Origin of the sequence: Diaphorobacter sp. HDW4B (assembly GCF_011305535.1) — a bacterium.
In the GTDB taxonomy this organism is placed as follows: domain Bacteria; phylum Pseudomonadota; class Gammaproteobacteria; order Burkholderiales; family Burkholderiaceae_C; genus Diaphorobacter_A.
This window is the reverse complement of the sequence record NZ_CP049905.1, coordinates 175,725-192,161: the sequence shown is the minus strand read 5'-3', so window position 1 is coordinate 192,161 and position 16,437 is coordinate 175,725. Positions and strand designations below refer to the sequence as shown.

15 protein-coding genes are annotated in these 16,437 nt (G+C 60.7%); 7 read left to right on the top strand and 8 right to left on the bottom strand.

Annotated features, from left to right (window positions below; all coding sequences use genetic code 11):
* Positions 1 to 56: 56 nt before the first annotated feature.
* Positions 57 to 770 (bottom strand): pirin family protein, encoded by a 714-nt coding sequence (locus G7048_RS00865; RefSeq protein ID WP_166066353.1) that lies wholly within the window; start codon positions 768 to 770, stop codon positions 57 to 59.
* 180 nt (positions 771 to 950) lie between these two features.
* Between G7048_RS00865 and G7048_RS00860 the strand changes: the two genes are divergently transcribed.
* Together G7048_RS00860 and G7048_RS00855 are read left to right on the top strand one after the other, a co-directional pair.
* Positions 951 to 1,892 (top strand): LysR family transcriptional regulator, encoded by a 942-nt coding sequence (locus tag G7048_RS00860; RefSeq protein WP_166066352.1) that lies wholly within the window; start codon positions 951 to 953, stop codon positions 1,890 to 1,892.
* A gap of 115 nt (positions 1,893 to 2,007) precedes the next feature.
* A complete protein-coding gene (locus G7048_RS00855; RefSeq protein ID WP_166066351.1) occupies positions 2,008 to 2,673 on the top strand; it encodes an alpha/beta hydrolase in 666 nt (221 codons plus the stop codon).
* A 231-nt stretch (positions 2,674 to 2,904) separates the two neighbouring features.
* Here the strand turns inward: G7048_RS00855 and G7048_RS00850 are convergent, their stop codons facing one another.
* Positions 2,905 to 3,375 carry an Lrp/AsnC family transcriptional regulator gene (locus G7048_RS00850; RefSeq protein ID WP_166066350.1) on the bottom strand — a complete coding sequence of 157 codons (471 nt, stop codon included), beginning with the start codon at positions 3,373 to 3,375 and terminating at the stop codon, positions 2,905 to 2,907.
* A gap of 102 nt (positions 3,376 to 3,477) precedes the next feature.
* On the opposite strand from G7048_RS00850, the gene mdeB reads away from it, so the two are divergent.
* Positions 3,478 to 6,120, top strand: a complete 2,643-nt coding sequence (gene mdeB, locus G7048_RS00845) for an alpha-ketoglutarate dehydrogenase (RefSeq protein WP_166066349.1) — start codon at positions 3,478 to 3,480, stop codon at positions 6,118 to 6,120.
* Here mdeB and G7048_RS00840 read toward each other — a convergent pair.
* The gene (locus G7048_RS00840; protein ID WP_166066348.1) at positions 6,117 to 7,052 is read right to left on the bottom strand and encodes a LysR family transcriptional regulator; all 936 of its coding nucleotides are present in this window, start codon (positions 7,050 to 7,052) and stop codon (positions 6,117 to 6,119) included. The genes mdeB and G7048_RS00840 overlap by 4 nt on opposite strands.
* 115 nt (positions 7,053 to 7,167) lie before the next feature.
* Between G7048_RS00840 and G7048_RS00835 the strand changes: the two genes are divergently transcribed.
* The gene (locus G7048_RS00835; RefSeq protein ID WP_166066347.1) at positions 7,168 to 8,139 is read left to right on the top strand and encodes a tripartite tricarboxylate transporter substrate binding protein; all 972 of its coding nucleotides are present in this window, start codon (positions 7,168 to 7,170) and stop codon (positions 8,137 to 8,139) included.
* Positions 8,140 to 8,714: 575 nt separating this feature from the next.
* On the top strand, positions 8,715 to 10,340 hold the full coding sequence (gene ggt, locus G7048_RS00830; RefSeq protein ID WP_166066346.1) for a gamma-glutamyltransferase: 1,626 nt from the start codon (positions 8,715 to 8,717) through the stop codon (positions 10,338 to 10,340).
* On the opposite strand, the gene G7048_RS00825 is transcribed toward ggt, so the two are convergent.
* The 5 genes from G7048_RS00825 to G7048_RS00805 all read right to left on the bottom strand — a co-directional run bounded on the left by G7048_RS00825 (position 10,337) and on the right by G7048_RS00805 (position 14,052).
* Positions 10,337 to 11,176, bottom strand: coding sequence for a zinc-dependent peptidase (locus tag G7048_RS00825; protein WP_166066345.1), 840 nt, complete (start codon positions 11,174 to 11,176; stop codon positions 10,337 to 10,339). The two genes, ggt and G7048_RS00825, sit on opposite strands and share 4 nt — an antisense overlap.
* Positions 11,177 to 11,181: 5 nt before the next feature.
* A complete protein-coding gene (locus G7048_RS00820; protein ID WP_166066344.1) occupies positions 11,182 to 11,988 on the bottom strand; it encodes a UDP-2,3-diacylglucosamine diphosphatase in 807 nt (268 codons plus the stop codon).
* A 214-nt stretch (positions 11,989 to 12,202) separates the two neighbouring features.
* The gene (locus tag G7048_RS00815; protein WP_166066342.1) at positions 12,203 to 12,709 is read right to left on the bottom strand and encodes a peptidylprolyl isomerase; all 507 of its coding nucleotides are present in this window, start codon (positions 12,707 to 12,709) and stop codon (positions 12,203 to 12,205) included.
* A gap of 63 nt (positions 12,710 to 12,772) precedes the next feature.
* Complete coding sequence (locus tag G7048_RS00810; protein ID WP_166066341.1) at positions 12,773 to 13,357, bottom strand: peptidylprolyl isomerase; 585 nt, start codon at positions 13,355 to 13,357, stop codon at positions 12,773 to 12,775.
* 125 nt (positions 13,358 to 13,482) lie between these two features.
* Positions 13,483 to 14,052, bottom strand: coding sequence for a tetratricopeptide repeat protein (locus G7048_RS00805; RefSeq protein WP_166066340.1), 570 nt, complete (start codon positions 14,050 to 14,052; stop codon positions 13,483 to 13,485).
* 194 nt (positions 14,053 to 14,246) lie between these two features.
* Between G7048_RS00805 and cysS the strand changes: the two genes are divergently transcribed.
* Complete coding sequence (cysS, locus tag G7048_RS00800) at positions 14,247 to 15,632, top strand: cysteine--tRNA ligase (RefSeq protein WP_166066339.1); 1,386 nt, start codon at positions 14,247 to 14,249, stop codon at positions 15,630 to 15,632.
* A 77-nt stretch (positions 15,633 to 15,709) separates the two neighbouring features.
* Positions 15,710 to 16,375, top strand: coding sequence for a DNA-3-methyladenine glycosylase (locus tag G7048_RS00795; RefSeq protein ID WP_166066338.1), 666 nt, complete (start codon positions 15,710 to 15,712; stop codon positions 16,373 to 16,375).
* Positions 16,376 to 16,437 lie beyond the last annotated feature (62 nt).

Below are 16,437 nucleotides of genomic sequence, written 5' to 3'. Positions count from 1 at the left end.
AGCGGTGGTAGCGGTGATTGAACGTGGTTCGAAGAAGGGCGCGGGAAATCAGCGAATCACTGGAGATCTTCCGCGTCCACCAGCAGCAGTTCCGTGTCTTCGGACGCCGTGATGATCAGGGCCGACTCACCGAAGATGGCAGCGCCATCGCGGGCATTCAGTTCGACCTTGCCATTGACGGTGGCGTGCCCCGTGGCGAGCACGAGGTAGCCGCGTCGGGTGGGTGACGAGAACTGGTATTCCACTTTTTCGCCCGCCTTGATCGTGGCGCAGGCCAGGCGTGCGTTGGCGCGAATCGGCAGCGCATCGGTGTCGCCTGCCATGCCGCTGGCCAGCGTGATGAACTTGCCTGCGCGCTCACCCTTCGGAAAGGGCTTGGCACCCCACATCGGCGCGCCACCTTGGCTGTTGGGAATGATCCAGATCTGGAAGATGCGGGTGGTGCCGGGCTCCATGTTGTATTCGGAGTGGCGCACGCCGGTGCCCGCGCTCATCACCTGCACATCGCCCGCTTCGGTGCGGCCCTTGTTGCCCAGGCTGTCCTGATGGGTGATCGCACCTTCGCGCACGTAGGTGATGATTTCCATGTTGGCGTGTGGGTGGGCCGGAAAGCCGGTGCCGCCTTCGATGGTGTCGTCGTTCCACACGCGCAGCGAGCCCCAGTGCATGCGCTGCGGGTCGTGGTATTCGGCGAAAGAGAAGTGGTGTTTGGTGTCCAACCAGCCGTGATTGCCACCGCCAAGACTTTCGAGAGAGCGTCGTTCGATCATTGTTGTCTCAATAAGATTTGTATAGATAATAACTGCAGTCTATCGACGCTTTGTGTCAGTCGACACGTAGCAAATCGAAAACCATTCTTTCCAAATTGGAGGTGATGACAAGGTCTCACTTCGCATTGGAAGGCGTGTTCACCCTGCCAGAAAAACCGCCACGCAGCTGTAAGACAAAACATGAAACGCCTGCCTGATCTCGAAGCCTGGGCCATCTTCGCCAAGATCGCGGAGACGGGTTCCTTCGCTCGCACGGCGGCCGATTTCGGGCTGTCGCAAGCCACGGTCTCCAAGGCCATCACGCGTCTGGAGACGCGGATGAACACCGTGCTTTTCCATCGCACATCGCGGCGTCTGTCGCTCACCGAAAGTGGTCAGGCGGCGCTGGATCGGGCCACGCGCATTCTTGAATTCGGCGAGGCGGTGGAGTCCGACATCGCCGAGCAATCCAGCAGTCTGCGCGGCATGATCCGGCTGTCCGCGCCCATGTCGTTCGGCATCGCGCGGCTGGCACCGGCGCTGCCCGCGTTCATGGCCGAGCATCCCGATGTGGTGCTCGATGTTCAGTTCAACGACATGCAGGTCGACATCGTCGCCGAGCGTTTCGATCTGGTGCTGCGCATTGCCAATCTGGCGGATTCCAGCCTGCTGGCGCGGCAGTTGTGCATCGTGCAGATTCTGCTGGTCGGCTCGCCCGCGTACTTTGCGCGGCATGGCAAGCCCAAACATCCGCGCGATCTGGCCAAGCACAAGGCGTTGCTGTACAGCTATTCGCGCAGCGGGCCGAACTGGCGCTTCAAGCACAAGCGCCACGGTGAACTGGTGCAACCCATGGATGCGCTGCTGCAATGCAACAACGCCGAGGCGCTGATGCCCGCGTTGCTGGCGGGGCAGGGGCTGGCGCTGCAACCGGCGTTTCTGGTGTGGCAGCAATTGCAGACTGGCGAGCTTGAAACCGCGATGGACGACTGGAGCGTGGACACGATTGCGCTGCACATCGTGACGCCGCCCGGCCGCCGACGACCCGCGCGCGTGCAGGCGTTGATCGACTATCTGGCGCATCACTACGCCAAGGAACCCTGGGCCGAGGTGACGGAAATCGCTCCCGACGCATCCCCATGATTGCGCCTCAGGAATCGCCTTCGGGAACTCTCGGGCCGCGTTCACAATCCATGGGTTGAAGCTCCGTCTTCGACCCTCGAAACCAAGGCCTCAAACGCCACCCAATTCAACATCCATGCTTGATATTCCCTTGAGTTTTCTTCACCGCCCCGCCACCGAAGGCGTGGCTGAACCCTGGCTGCTGGTGCTGATGCACGGCGTGGGCAGCAACGAGCAGGATCTGTTCGGGCTCGCGCCTTACGTGCCCGAGGCCTTCCATGTGCTGAGCCTGCGTGCGCCTTATCGCATGGGGCCGAATGCGAACGCGTGGTTTGATTTTTCGATCAACGGCGATGGTTCGCGCACCATCAACGAACCGCAGGAAGCCGCCAGCCGCGCCTTGCTGATCCAGTCCGTCGAATCGGCTGCGCGCCAGTTGGGCGTGCCCGCGTCACGCGTGCTGGTGGGGGGCTTCAGCCAGGGCGGCATCATGGCCTTGTCGCTGTTGCTCACGCGCCCCGAATTGGTCGCGGGCGCGGTTGCCCTGCACAGCCGCATGCTGCCCGAAATCGTGCCGCACATCGCCTCTGCCGAGGCCTTCGAAGGCAAGCGCCTGTGGGTGAGCCAAGGGCTGCAGGACAACGTCATTCCGATTGCGAACGGCGAGTTCATCCGCAAGCAGGTGGCTGCATTGCCGCTGCAACTGACCTACCGCGAATTCGAAGGCGCGCACGAGATCCGCATGGAAGAACTCTCGGCGTTTGCCGGTTGGCTGGAGCAACTCGGCTCGGTCGCCGCCTGATTTTTGTTGTATCTCTGGATGATCGGGCAGATGTGATGATGCGCACTTGAGTGCGTACGTTGAGAGTCTTCGTTTTGAGATGACGATATGGGGCCGTATGCTTTGTTGCGAAGCTTTGCCGTATCGGCATACTGTCTGCAGCTTCGCGTCGCGCCTACGGCCCCATCTCGTCACTGTGGTTGCAGGTTCCAGCGTCCGCAGTGCTGCCAAGATGGCTGTGGGGAACCCAATTCAGACTTGCTGCGGTAACGGCAGCGCAGTCTTGTAGCGCACCTGCTTGAGTGCAAAGCTCGAACGGATTTTTTCGATGCCTGCAATCGGCGTGAGCTGTTCGACAATGAAGCGTTCGAGCGCCGCAATGTCGGGCAGCGCGACGCGGATGAGATAGTCCGCGTCGCCGCTCATCAAATAGCATTCCATCACCTCGTCGTGCTCGGCGATGCGGCGCTCGAAATCGGCCAGCGCTTCCTTGTTCTGCGACTTCAGGCTGATGCTGATGAACACGTTCAGGCCGAGGCCCAGCGTCGATGCGTTGACCAGCGCCACATAGCGCTCGATCACACCTTGCGCTTCGAGCGCTTTGACGCGGGCAAGACAGGGCGAGGGCGACAGATGCACGCGCCGCGCGAGTTCCACGTTGGAGAGCGAACCGTCGGTCTGCAGCTCCGCGAGAATCCGTAAATCGGTAGTATCCAGCTTCATATGCTTGAAAAATTGGTTGATGCGGCATATTGTGCTGAAAATTGAGTCCATTGAGATGTAATCAGCATCACATTCTTCGCGACTTTTCATAGAGTCTCGATCATGAATGCAGCTTTGCCCCTCCACTCCTTGAAATGGGCCGAATCCACCATGGACGCGAACCCCGATGAAACCGCTGAATGGCGCGATGCGTTTCTTGCGCTGGTCGCTACCGAAGGCCCGGAGCGCGCGCGCTTCATGCTCGACGAAATGGCGCGCATGGCGCGTGCGCAGCGCATTGGCTGGCAGCCCGATCTGAACACGCCTTATGTGAACACCGTCAGCGTGGAATCGCAGCCGGTGTTTCCGGGCGATCTGGCGGTGGAGGAAAAGCTCGCGTCCATCATGCGCTGGAATGCGCTCGCGATGGTGGTGCGCGCCAACAAGGCTTATGGCGAACTGGGCGGGCACATCGCCAGTTATGCGAGTGCGGCCGATCTGTTTGAAATTGGATTCAACCACTTCTTTCATGCATGCGACGAACAGAACCAACATCGCGGCGATCTGGTGTTTTTCCAACCGCACAGCGCTCCGGGCGTGTATGCACGCGCGTATCTCGAAGGCCGTCTGAGCGAAGCCGATCTCGAACATTACCGCCAGGAAATCGTCGCACCGGGCGAAGACGCGCAAGGCCTGTCGAGCTATCCGCATCCGTGGCTCATGCCCGACTTCTGGCAGTTTCCCACGGGCTCGATGGGCATTGGCCCGATCAGCAGCATCTACCATGCGCGCTTCATGCGCTACCTCACGCACCGCAATTTGCTCGACTGCGCGGGCCGCAAGGTCTGGGGCGTGTTCGGCGATGGCGAGATGGACGAGCCCGAGAGCATGAGCGCTTTGACGCTCGCCGCGCGCGAAGGACTCGACAATCTGGTGTGGGTGGTCAACTGCAATCTGCAGCGCCTCGACGGCCCCGTACGCGGCAATGGCCGCGTGATCGACGAGCTGGAAAGATTGTTTGCTGGTGCGGGCTGGAACGTCATCAAGCTGCTGTGGGGCAGCGACTGGGATGGCCTGTTCGCGCGTGATCTGACCGGTGCGCTGACACGTGCATTGGGCAGCACCGTCGATGGTCAGATGCAGACCTTTGCCGCCAAGGACGGGCGCTACAACCGCGACCATTTCTTCGGCCAGAGCCCGGAACTCATCGCGTTGGCGCAAGGCATGACCGACGAACAGATCGATCGCTTGAAGCGCGGCGGGCATGACCTTGTGAAGATCTACGCAGCCTACGCCGCAGCGGCCAAGGCCAGCGGCAAGCCGACCGTGATTCTTGCGCACACCAAGAAAGGCTACGGCATGGGCTCGGCCGGTCAGGGCAAGATGACCACGCACAGCCAGAAGAAGCTCGACGAGACCGATCTCATCGAATTCCGCAACCGCTTCAATCTGCCGCTTAGCGATGAACAGGCCACGAATCTGAGCTTTTTCAAACCCGCAGAAGACAGCGCGGAGATGAAGTACCTGCGCGACAAGCGCACGCAACTTGGCGGCTATCTGCCGCGCCGCCAGACCGCTTGCGATGTGGTTCCCGTGCCGCCGATCGAGCAGTTTGCGCAGTTCGCGCTCAAGGCCGATGGCAAGGAAATGAGCACGACGATGGCCTTCGTGCGCATGCTCGGCACCTTGCTCAAGGACGGGCAACTCGGCAAGCGCATCGTCCCCATCGTGGCCGACGAAGCACGCACCTTCGGCATGGCCAATCTGTTCAAGCAGGTGGGCATTTACTCCAGCGTTGGCCAGCAATACGCGCCCGAAGATATCGGCTCGGTGCTGAGTTACCGCGAGGCGCTCGACGGCCAGATTCTGGAAGAGGGCATCAGCGAAGCCGGTGCCATCGCCAGTTGGACGGCCGCCGCGACGAGCTACAGCGTGCATGGCATGGCGATGCTGCCGTTCTACATCTACTACTCGATGTTCGGCTTCCAGCGCGTGGGCGACGCGATCTGGGCGGCTGCCGATCAACGTGCGCGCGGCTTCCTGCTGGGCGCGACTTCGGGCCGTACCACGCTGGGCGGCGAAGGCCTGCAGCATCAGGACGGCAGCAGCCATCTCGTGGCCGCAACCATCCCGAACTGCAAGGCTTACGATCCGGCTTATGCGGGCGAATTGGCCGTGATTCTCGATGCAGGCATGCGCGAGATGATGGTCGAGCAGAAGGATGTCTTCTACTACATCACGCTGATGAACGAGAACTACGCACAGCCCGACCTGCCGCAAGGCGTGGAGCAGGGCGTGCTGCGCGGTTGTTATGTGCTCGAGCGCATCGGCGATGCATCGGCCGCGCAGAACCAGCGCGTGACCTTGCTGGGCTCCGGCGCGATCTTCACCGAAGTGCGCAAGGCTGCAGCCGAGTTGGCCGCACAAGGCTGGCAAGTCGATGTGGTGAGCATCACCAGCTGGAGCGAGCTGGCGCGCGATGGGCAAGCGTGCGAGCAGCGCATGCTGAGCGGTGAAAGCGGAGGCGAGCAGCCATGGATCGCGCAATTGCTCTCGCAAACCAACGGCCCAGTGATTGCCGCAACCGACTACGTGCGCGCCGTGCCCGAATCCGTGCGCGCGTTTGCGCCAGCAGGTCGCGCGTATCTCACGCTCGGCACGGACGGATTTGGCCGCAGCGACACGCGTGCCGCGCTGCGCGAATTCTTTGGTGTGGATGCGGCGAGCATCGTTCGCGCGGCCAAAGCGGTGTCTGCCAAAGGCTAACGCTGCAGCGACGATTCCGTGAGGTGTTCGACGAACAGCCTCACGGCTTCGGAGTTGGTGTCCTTGTTCCAGACTACGCCCACGGGGCCGAAGCGGATCTGTGTGTCGAGCGGCAATATCTTCATGCTGCCCAGCGCCACCTGATACTGCGCCATGGCCTCGGAGCACACACCGATGTAGTCGCCCGCTTGCATCAGCGCCTGCAGCGTGGTGATTGCGGCGGTTTCCACCTTGGGCAACAGCCACGAAATGCCGGCATCGAGCAAGGCGGTATCGAGCTGAATGCGCGTGAGCGTTCCTTTGGAAGGCATGATCCAGTTGTCATGCTGCAGGTCGGCAAGCCGCACGACTTTTTCTTTGCTGTTCCAGAAGCGGCTGCCCTTGCCGACGACCAGCACCACGTTGTCTTCAAACAGCACGCGATGCTCCAACTGGTCACGGTGCGCTCGCGCATCCAGCGATCCCACCACCAGATCGAGTTCCTTATTGGCCAATCCTTCCAACAAGCGCGTGAATGGGCTTTCCGACATGTAGACAGAAATGTGCGGATAACGTGCCTGAAACTGCACCAAGGCCTGCGGTATCACGCGTGCCACGCCAGCCCACACGCTGCCGATCTGCAGTCGCGCCGTGAGGCCTTGCGCGACGGCCCCCAGTTCCTTGTGGGTGCGAGAGATGTCGCCAATCACGCTGATCGCCAGCCGCTTGACGAGCACACCTGCGGGCGTGAGCTGCACGCGCCGCCCGCGTATCACGAGCGGCATGCCGACGAGCTCTTCCAGATCGGCGAGCCAATGCGACATGGCGGACTGCGTCATGTGCATGCGTGCAGCGGCTTCGGTGAGGGTTCCGGCTTCGTCAAGCACAAGAAACGATTCAAGATGCTTGACCTTGAGCCGCCGAGCCCAGGCCATCTGGTCTTTTTCAATCATGAGGAAATACTAATACATGTATCTCGTGAATTCACTGGTGTAACAGACAAGTCCCGCAAATAATGCGTTTTATGGAGCAGCGGGGCTGCTTGGCAACCAATCTGGATTTGTGAGTATGAAGAAAACTTTCTGCATCGCCAAAATCATGGCGTCCGCTTTGACCGTAGGCGTGATGGCGCAAGCCCCAGCCGCATTCGCGCAGGACGCCGCCGCAGGCAGCAATGGCTACCCGAATCGCCCGATCCGCCTGATCGTCTCGCAACAGGCGGGCGGCAGCTCCGACACTGTGGCGCGCCTGTGGGCCGAGCATGCAGGTAAAGCGATTGGCGGCAGCATCGCTGCCCAGCAAGCGCTGGCCCAGCCAGCCGATGGCTACACACTGATGTTCGGCGGCGTCTCGCAGATGGTGCTCAACAAGTTCACCTACAAGCCACTGCCCTACGACCCCGAAAAGGACTTCACCGGCGTCGGCATGCTGACGACGGTGCCGTTCGTGCTGGTGGCCAATCCTGAAACCGGTTTCAAGTCGCTCGACGATCTGGCCAAGTACGCCAAGGCGCATCCGGACAAACTTAATTTCGCATCGGCAGGCTTGGGCAATTCCACGCAACTGGCGGTCGAATTGCTGCAGAAGAAGCTGGGTATCTCGATGGTGCACGTGCCTTTCAAGGGAGAGCCCGACGGCGTGATGGCCACCATTGGCGGCCAGACGCAGGTGATGGGCCCGGTGGTGGGCACGGCGCTTCCGCACATCAAGGCGAAGAAGATCGTGCCGCTGGTCGTGCTGGCGCCCAAGCGCCTCGCCGAGCTGCCTGACGTGCCTGCCGCGAACGAGCTGGGGGTGAAGGACTTTGATTACATGGGTTGGAGCGGGATTGTTGCGAAGTCCGGTACGCCTGTGGCGATCATCAACAAGCTGAATGAAGCTACGAAGGCGTTCCACAACAGCCCTGAGGTGCAGGAAAAGCTGAAGACCATGATGGTGATTCCGATGGCTGGGCCTGCTTCGCAGGTGATGGAGGTTACCAAGCGGGACACGGCGGCTTGGGGGCCAACTCTCAATTCTTTGAATTTGAGTAGCAAGTAATTTTTTACTGGATTGAGTTGGTTTTTTTGAGGCGTTGCTAGGTGGTTGTTTTCCGAGGCCGGGAGTTCCGCCCGGCGGCGGAGTAACTTTTCGCTGGCGCGCGAAAAGTCACCAAAAGCGCGCTTGAATTCGGGGTCACACGATAGAACTCACTTTGCGCCGTAGGCGCGCCGTTCGGGCAACTATCGTGAGTCAGACCAAAAGCTGGGAGGGCGCTGCTGCATTCTGCGATGCAGCAGCGGAGGCGCGAGTATCGCTACGAAATGATCTTGGTTTGATGCGTCAAAGCGCGTGTTGAATTCGTCACGGAGCTTGTTCTCAGGCATCTCGCGAAGTCGCGAGATGCAGCACGAGCAACGCGAAGTGCCGTGACGCACCTCTTATGAAACCTCTGACTCGCGGCGGTTGCCCGAACGGCGCGCGCAGCGCAAAGTGAGTTCTGCCGCGGGTATTGAAAAGCGATTTTTGGTGACTTTTTGGCGCAAGCAAAAAGTTACTCGCCCGCCGGGGCGAACACCCGGCACCCGCCCTCAACCAAATAGCAAGAACAAAAACAAACTACCAAAGGACAAAAAATGAAAAAACAAGCAATGGTCTCCTGCGCCCAGCCAGAAGCAGCTGAGTCAGGCATAGAAATCCTGAAAGCAGGCGGCAACGCCGTAGACGCAGCAGTAGCCTGCGCACTCGCGCAGACAGTAGTAGACCCCCTGATGTGCGGCATCGCAGGCTTCGGCACTGCAGCCGTCTACATGCCCGGCAAGTCCACGCATGAATACTTCGACTTCCATTCGCCAGCACCTTTGGCCGCACGTGAAGACATGTGGGAAGCGCTGTTGGAAGGCGAAACCAAGGACGGTTTCGGCTTCATCCTCAAAGGCGCTGTGAACGACATCGGCCCGCAGTCCATTGCTGTGCCCGCCACGCTCAAGGGGCTGTACGAGATGCACGCCGCGCACGGCAAGTTGCCGTGGAGCGTTGTCGTTGAACCAGCCATCCGCTGGGCCAGCGAAGGTTGCATCGTGCGTCCGGGCATGTATTCGTTCTGGATCGACAAGCCGCTCGCTGGGCGTGTGAGCAATCTCGCGCGTCTGCAATATTGCGAAGAGGCGCGCAAGCTGTATTGCCATGCGGATGGCACGCCCAAAACAGTCGGCACGCCGCTGGTCAACAAGGACATGGCGAATGTGCTCTCGCAGATTGCAGCAGAAGGCATCACGCCGTTCTACGAAGGCGATCTGGCGCGCAAGATGATCGATCATCTGCAGTCGCTTGGTGGGCTGCTGTCGATGAAGGATTTGAAGCAGTGCGCGGTCAAGCGGGTGAAGCCGCTGGTGGGCAAGTACCGAGATCGCACGGTCACCACCAATCAGCCGCCGGGCGGTGGTGCGATGTTGCTGGAGATGCTGAATATCCTGGAGCAATTCGATCTGGGAGCGATGGAGCACAACAGCGTCGAATACCTCAAGCTGGTCAGCGAGGCGATGAAGAAAGCCACGTCGGACAAGGACCGCTACATCGGTGATCCGGCGTTTGTCGATGTGCCTTTGGACGAGTTGCTGTCCAAGGTTCGTGCGGCGGAAGTTGCTGCCGAGATTCGTTCGGGCAAGCGCTTTGAAGTGGTGCGCGTGAATCCGGGCGCTCCGGTGCCCAAGGACACTACGCATCTGAGCGTGGTGGATGGTGATGGCAACTGCGTGTCGCTCACGCATTCGCTGGCGATGCCGTCGGGCATCATCACGCCGGGCATGGGCTTTTACTACAACGGTTGCATGGGGGTGTTCGATCCGCGCCCGGGTCGTGCGGGCAGCATTCAGCCGGGCAAGAGCCGTTTTTCGTCAGCTTGCCCGAGCATCGTGTTCGACAAGAACGGCAAGCCCGAAATCGTGCTCGGTGCGCCGGGCGGAACGCAGATCGCCATGGGTGTGCTGCATGTGCTGCTCAACATGATCGACCACGGCATGGGCATGCAGGAAGCGATTTCTGCGCCGCGTTTTTCGTCGACCAGCAATTCCATCGACGTGTGCAACCGCATTCCGCACTTCATCACGCGCGAGCTGCAATCGCAGGGCTACGAGGTGGGACGCAATCCGTACAACTACACCATCGGTTGGGTGCATGGAGTGCAGATCACCGAAGACGGACTCAAGGGCGGTGCCGATCCGGGGCGCGATGGCGTCGCGCTGGGCACGACCGTGGGTTAAGCCGCTGGCCGTTGGAAGAATGCATCGAGCAGGGGAGCCAACGTGGGAAACTCTTCTGCAAAGCGGCTGCGATGCACGAAGTAGGCTTCGCAGGTGACGGCGAAGAACTCTTCGGGGGCGGTGGCTCCGTAGCTGTTGAGCCAGGGTTTGTCTCCGCCAAAGCGCTGTGCGATGACGACTTTTTCGCGGAAGCCTTCGTAGGCGTGGGTCCATGAATCGGCCCAGAGCCTGCGGGCTTCGGCGGCGGTGGTCGTGCCGGCAAAGCCGAGTTGCAGCGGAGGGCGGCCGTTGACTGCGCCGTCCTTCATGTCGATCTTGTGGATGAACTCGTGGATGACCACACTGCTGGCGTCTTCGGGGTCGCGGCCTGCGCTTTCCACGGCGGGCCAGGCGAGCATCACCGGGCCGCGTTCCATCGCTTCGCCAAGCAGCACCTGGCTGTAGTGATGGGTGACGCCCGCAGCGTCGGTGCTTCGGCGCGGCGCGACGGCTTCGGCGGGGTGAACGACGATGCCGACGAAATCGTCATACCAGTCAAGTGCCTTGGCCGCGTCGCCCCAGTGCAAAAGCGGCAGGCAGGCCTGCGCGGCGATGGCGACGGCCATGGCGTCGGTGACTTCCATGCCGTGCGCGCCCGTGAATTCCTTTTGCTGCAGGAAGAGGGCGCTGATGGCGCGCAGCTTGGATTGTTCCTCGATGGTGAGTGCGGCCAGAAACGGATACTGCCGCACGGTCTGCAGCCACAGCTCGGCCGGAATCTCCGGAACGGGGGCAATCTTGGAGCGCAGGCCGTTGGTGGCGCGGCGCAGAAATCGAGTAATGGCTGTGGGCGACATTCGCCCTACATGGGGACGATGCGCACGCGTTCCAAGCCCTTGGCCGAAAGTCGCATGACTTCGGCGCGCGGTTTGTCGGCGGCAAGGTCCCAATCGGACAAAACGATGCGCCTGACCTGAACGCCATCAGCATCACCATCGCCTGACGACAGCACATGCTCCGCAGGCTTGTGCGTATGGCCGTGAATCAGCGTGCTGCTGCCCGCAGCGGCCAACCATTGCAAGGCGCTCGCGGTGTCAACGTCGCCGTAGAACGCTTCGGGTGAATGCTTGCGGGCTTCGCTCTGCGCGCGAGCGCTGCGGCCCTGGGCGCGACGTTGTGCAAGCGGCAGGGACAGCAATTGTGCTTCCCAAGCGGGATTGCGGGCCACGGCGCGGAATTTCTGGTATTCGACGTCATCGAGACACAGCGCATCGCCATGGCTCAACAGCCAGCGTTCACCGGCAAAGACCAGTGCGGTGGGATCGGAGAGAAGGCGAACGCCCGTGCGCTCGGCAAAGTGCGCTCCCACCAGAAAGTCGCGATTGCCATGCATGAAGAACATGGGGCGAGCCTTGGCGGCTTGCGCAATCGAAGCGCAGCATTCGGCCTCGAAACTGCCCGCTTCATCCATGCTGTCGTCACCGACCCAGACCTCGAAAAGATCGCCGAGCATGAAGATCGCATCGGCCTTGGATTCCTGCAAGTAGCGCTGGAACGCAGCCACGGTCTCGGGCTCTTCGCGCTGCAGATGCAGATCCGAGATGAATTCCACGACAAGCCATTCCGCAGGGGCAATGAGTTCCTGAAAGGCGGGAAGAGGCAATGACATGAAAAAAGATTTGGTATTCAACGACCTATCTCGGCAGAGCAGCGGGCTAGAACCTCCCAGCCACAATGCCAAGATGGCCCTTCAGGCTAGGCGTCTCGCCTGCAGACAGTACTCTCGTACGGCAAAGGCGAGCAACAACGCATGAAGGGCCATATTGGCACCTCAAAACGAGGCACCAACCGAAGCCGCAAGGCTTCGTATAAAAAACAAAAAATTAAAGGACAACAGCCTTTTCGATGACCAGATCATCCTTTGGCACGTCGTCGTGGAAACCCTTGCGACCAGTCTTCACGCCCTTGATCGCGTCCACGATTTCAGTGCCCTTGACCACCTTGCCGAACACGGCATAACCCCAGCCTTGGGCTGTAGGCGCGGTGTGGTTCAGAAAACCGTTGTCAGCCACGTTGATGAAGAACTGAGCGGTGGCAGAGTGCGGATCGCTCGTGCGGGCCATGGCCAGCGTGTACTTGTCGTTCTTCAGGCCGTTGTTGGCTTCGTTTTCGATGGGCTTGTCGGTGGGCTTTTGTTGCATGCCGACTTCAAAGCCGCCGCCTTGAACCATGAAACCGTTGATCACGCGGTGGAACACGGTGCCGTCGTAGAAGCCGTTCTTCACGTAGTTCAGGAAGTTTTCAGCCGACTTGGGTGCCTTGGCTGCGTCCACTTCGATGGTGATGGTGCCGTGACCAGCGATGGTCATTTCAACTTGTGGGTTGCTCATGATGTGAAATTCTTTCGTGAACGAAGAGGTGGGATGATTTGAAGCAAGAAAAAGGTCTTGAGCTTACTTCACCAGAGTGGCCGATTCGATCACCACGGGGGTTGTGGGCACATTCTGGTGACCCGCCTTGTTGCCGGTGGCCACGGCCTTGATCTTGTCGACCACGTCGTTGCCGCTCACCACCTTGCCGAACACCGCGTAGCCGTAACCATCGGGGCTGGGGGCGTTCAGGCTGTCGTTGTTCTTCACGTTGATGAAGAACTGCGAGGTGGCCGAGTTCGGGTTGCCGGTGCGGGCCATGGCGATCGTGTAGGTGTCGTTCTTGAGGCCGTTGTTGGCTTCCAGCGGGATGGGCGGCTTGGTGGCCTTTTGCTGCATGTCGGCCGTGAAGCCACCGCCCTGAATCATGAAGCCGTTCATCACGCGGTGAAAGATCGTGCCGTCGTAGTGCTTGTCCTTCACGTAGGTGAGGAAGTTTTCCACGGTCTTGGGCGCCTTGGCGGGGTCGAGTTGAACGACGATTTCGCCCATCGAGGTGGTGAGCTTGACCTTGGGGGCTGCGTCCTGTGCGAGGGCAGGCGCGGCTCCGATCAGGGCTGCAGCGGCGATGCTGGCGGCTGCCAGCAGGGAGTTGCGACGGGAGAACATGGATTCACTCCTTGATGGAAGAAGAAAGATGCAGTGTTGAATGGTGAAGAAAGGATGAAAGCTGCGAAGCCGGCCTCTGGCAGCGCGCTGCATGTCAGCCCTTCCTGGCTTGTGTGTCAGTGCTGTTATTTCTTGCCTGTACCTGTGCTGGTACCGGTCGCTGCGCTGGCGTTGCCGTCGAACATCTGGCGCAGCAGCTTGAGCTTGGGGGCGACGGACGAGGTCAGGCGGCCGTCGAGGCGCTGGGCCTTGTCGTACGATTCGGCGGCCAGGCGGGCGTAGATGTCGCCCAGATTTTCATAGGCGACCGCGTAGTTGGGATTGCCGCGCACGGCCATTTCCAGCGCGCGGCGAGCCTTTTCAAGCTCGTTGCGCTTGGCGTGCAGCACGGCCAGATTGTTGTAGGGCTCGGGCAGTTCAGGATAGAGCTGCGTGAGCTGGGTGAAGGTCTCGATGGCCTCGTCCGACTTGCCGAGATCGCTCTGCGCGACGCCGCGCAAGAACAGCAGTTGTGGATCGCGCGGAGTGGCTTCGATGCGCTTGTCCACGGCCCCCAGTGCCTGTTCGGGTTTCTTCTGCTTGAGCAGGGTGGTGATGCCGGAATAGTCTTCCGCATGCGCCCAGGATGCGCCAAGGGCGCAGGCCAGAACGACCAGACGCAGAACGGATCGGACGGTGGGAAGTGCTGAGTTCATGAGATGAGGAAAGACTGAGGAGACCCGCGAGAATACGGCGCGGGCTTATACTGCGACGAATTGTAGCTGAGGGGTGTGCCATGCCTGTGTGCTGTTGTCACTGCTTGAAAAGCGGGCGTTTCTAGAGCGCCATACCCTTCCCACGTCTGCCGTCCGTGCAGATGAGCCTACATTCAGATTTACTTTTTTATCCCATGAGCTTGCGAATCTACAACACGCTGTCGCGTGCGCTGGAGGAGTTTTCCCCGTTGGAAGCTGGTCACGTGCGCATGTACGTGTGCGGCATGACGGTGTACGACCTGTGCCACCTGGGCCATGCCCGTTCCATGGTGGCGTTCGACGTGGTGCAACGCTGGTTGCGCGCCAGCGGTCTGAGCGTGACTTACGTGCGCAACATCACCGACATCGACGACAAGATCATCCGCCGCTCGCTTGAGAACGGCGAGACGATCCGCCATCTGACCGATCGCATGATCGATGCGCTGCATCAGGATGCCGACGCCCTCGGCATCGAACGCCCGACCCACGAGCCGCGCGCTACCGACTATGTGCCGCAGATGCTGGACATCATCGGCAAGCTCGAAGACAAGGGCTTGGCCTACCGCACCGAAAGCGGCGATGTGAACTACGCCGTGCGCAAGTTCCCCGGCTACGGCAAGCTCTCGGGCAAGTCGCTGGATGAGCTGCACGCTGGCGAGCGGGTGGCCGTGCTCGACGGCAAGGAAGACCCGCTCGACTTCGTGCTCTGGAAGAGCGCCAAGCCGACCGAGCCCGAAGATGCCAAGTGGAATGGCGCGTATGGCCTCGGTCGTCCGGGCTGGCATATCGAATGCTCGGCCATGAGTTGCGCTCTGCTGGGCGAGACCTTCGACATCCACGCCGGGGGTGCCGATCTGCAGTTCCCTCACCACGAAAACGAAATCGCACAGAGCGAAGGCGCAACCGGCAAGCAGCTCGCCAAGGTGTGGATGCACAACGGCTTCATCAACGTGGACAACGAGAAGATGTCCAAGTCGCTGGGCAACTTCTTCACCATCCGCGAGGTGCTCAAGGAATACGATGCCGAGACCGTGCGTTTCTTCGTCGTGCGCGCGCACTACCGCAGCCCGCTGAACTACAGCGATGTGCATCTGGACGACGCGCGCAATGCGCTCAAGCGCCTGTATACGGCGCTGAGTCTGGTGCCTGCCGCCGACATTCAGGTGGACTGGAACGATGCCTACGCCGCGCGTTTCCGCGCTGCCATGGATGAAGACTTCGGCACGCCCGAAGCCGTGGCCGTGCTGTTCGATCTGGCCGGCGAAGTCAATCGCAGCAAGTCGCCCGAGGCGGCTGGTCTGCTCAAGGCGTTGGGTGGTTTTCTGGGGCTGCTGCAGGACGACCCGCAGCGCTTTCTGCAGGCAGGCGCGGGTGCGTCCGGCCTGGATGCCGCGGCCATCGAGGCGCAGATTGCTGCGCGTGCCGCTGCCAAGGCGGCCAAGAACTGGGCCGAGGCCGATCGCATCCGCAAGGAGTTGCTGGAGCAGGGCATTGTCCTCAAGGACTCCGCCGCCGGCACCACTTGGGAGGCGGCTCAGTGATTGGTCTGTCCGGTAAATGTGTCAGTGAATGTCCGGTAATGCTCTCGCTGCCGAACCTGGTTTGGGAGAGTTGAGAGATGGCGACGATCAAAAAAACCGGCGACGACGACAGTGCGCCGAATCTGCAGCCGCCCAGTTACTGGCAGGAGGCCTGCAAGCACCTGATGAAGAAGGACCGCGTCATGCGTCGCCTGATTCCGGATCTGGGCAACGTCTCGCTCACGCTGCGGGGTGACGCGTTCACCACGCTGGCGCGCAGCATCGTCGGTCAACAGGTGGCAGTGGCCTCCGCACAGCGCGTGTGGGAGAAATTCGCCCAGTTGCCGACCGAGATGACGCCCGGCAACGTGCTGCTGCTGAAGGTGGACGACATGCGCGCAGCAGGCCTGTCCGCGCGCAAGGTGGAATATCTGGTTGATCTCGCGCTGCACTTCGACAGCGGTCGCCTGCATGTGGGCGAGTGGGATGGGATGAGCGACGAGACCATCGTCGCCGAGCTGGTCGCCATTCGGGGCATCAGCCGCTGGACTGCGGACATGTTTCTTTTGTTTCATCTCGGCCGCCCGAACGTGCTGGCGCTCGATGACCCTACACTTTTGCAAGGTATCAGCAACCAGTATTTCTCGGGAGAACCCGTCAGTCGCAGCGATGCGCGCGAGGTGGCCGAGGCGTGGAAGCCGTGGTGCAGCGTCGCAAGTTGGTATATTTGGAGATCGCTTGCTCCGATGCCTGTGCAGTGCTGATCGTCCAAAAACCGAATATCGATCATTGATGCAAACAGTTGCAAATTTCGCGCAAACGCGTC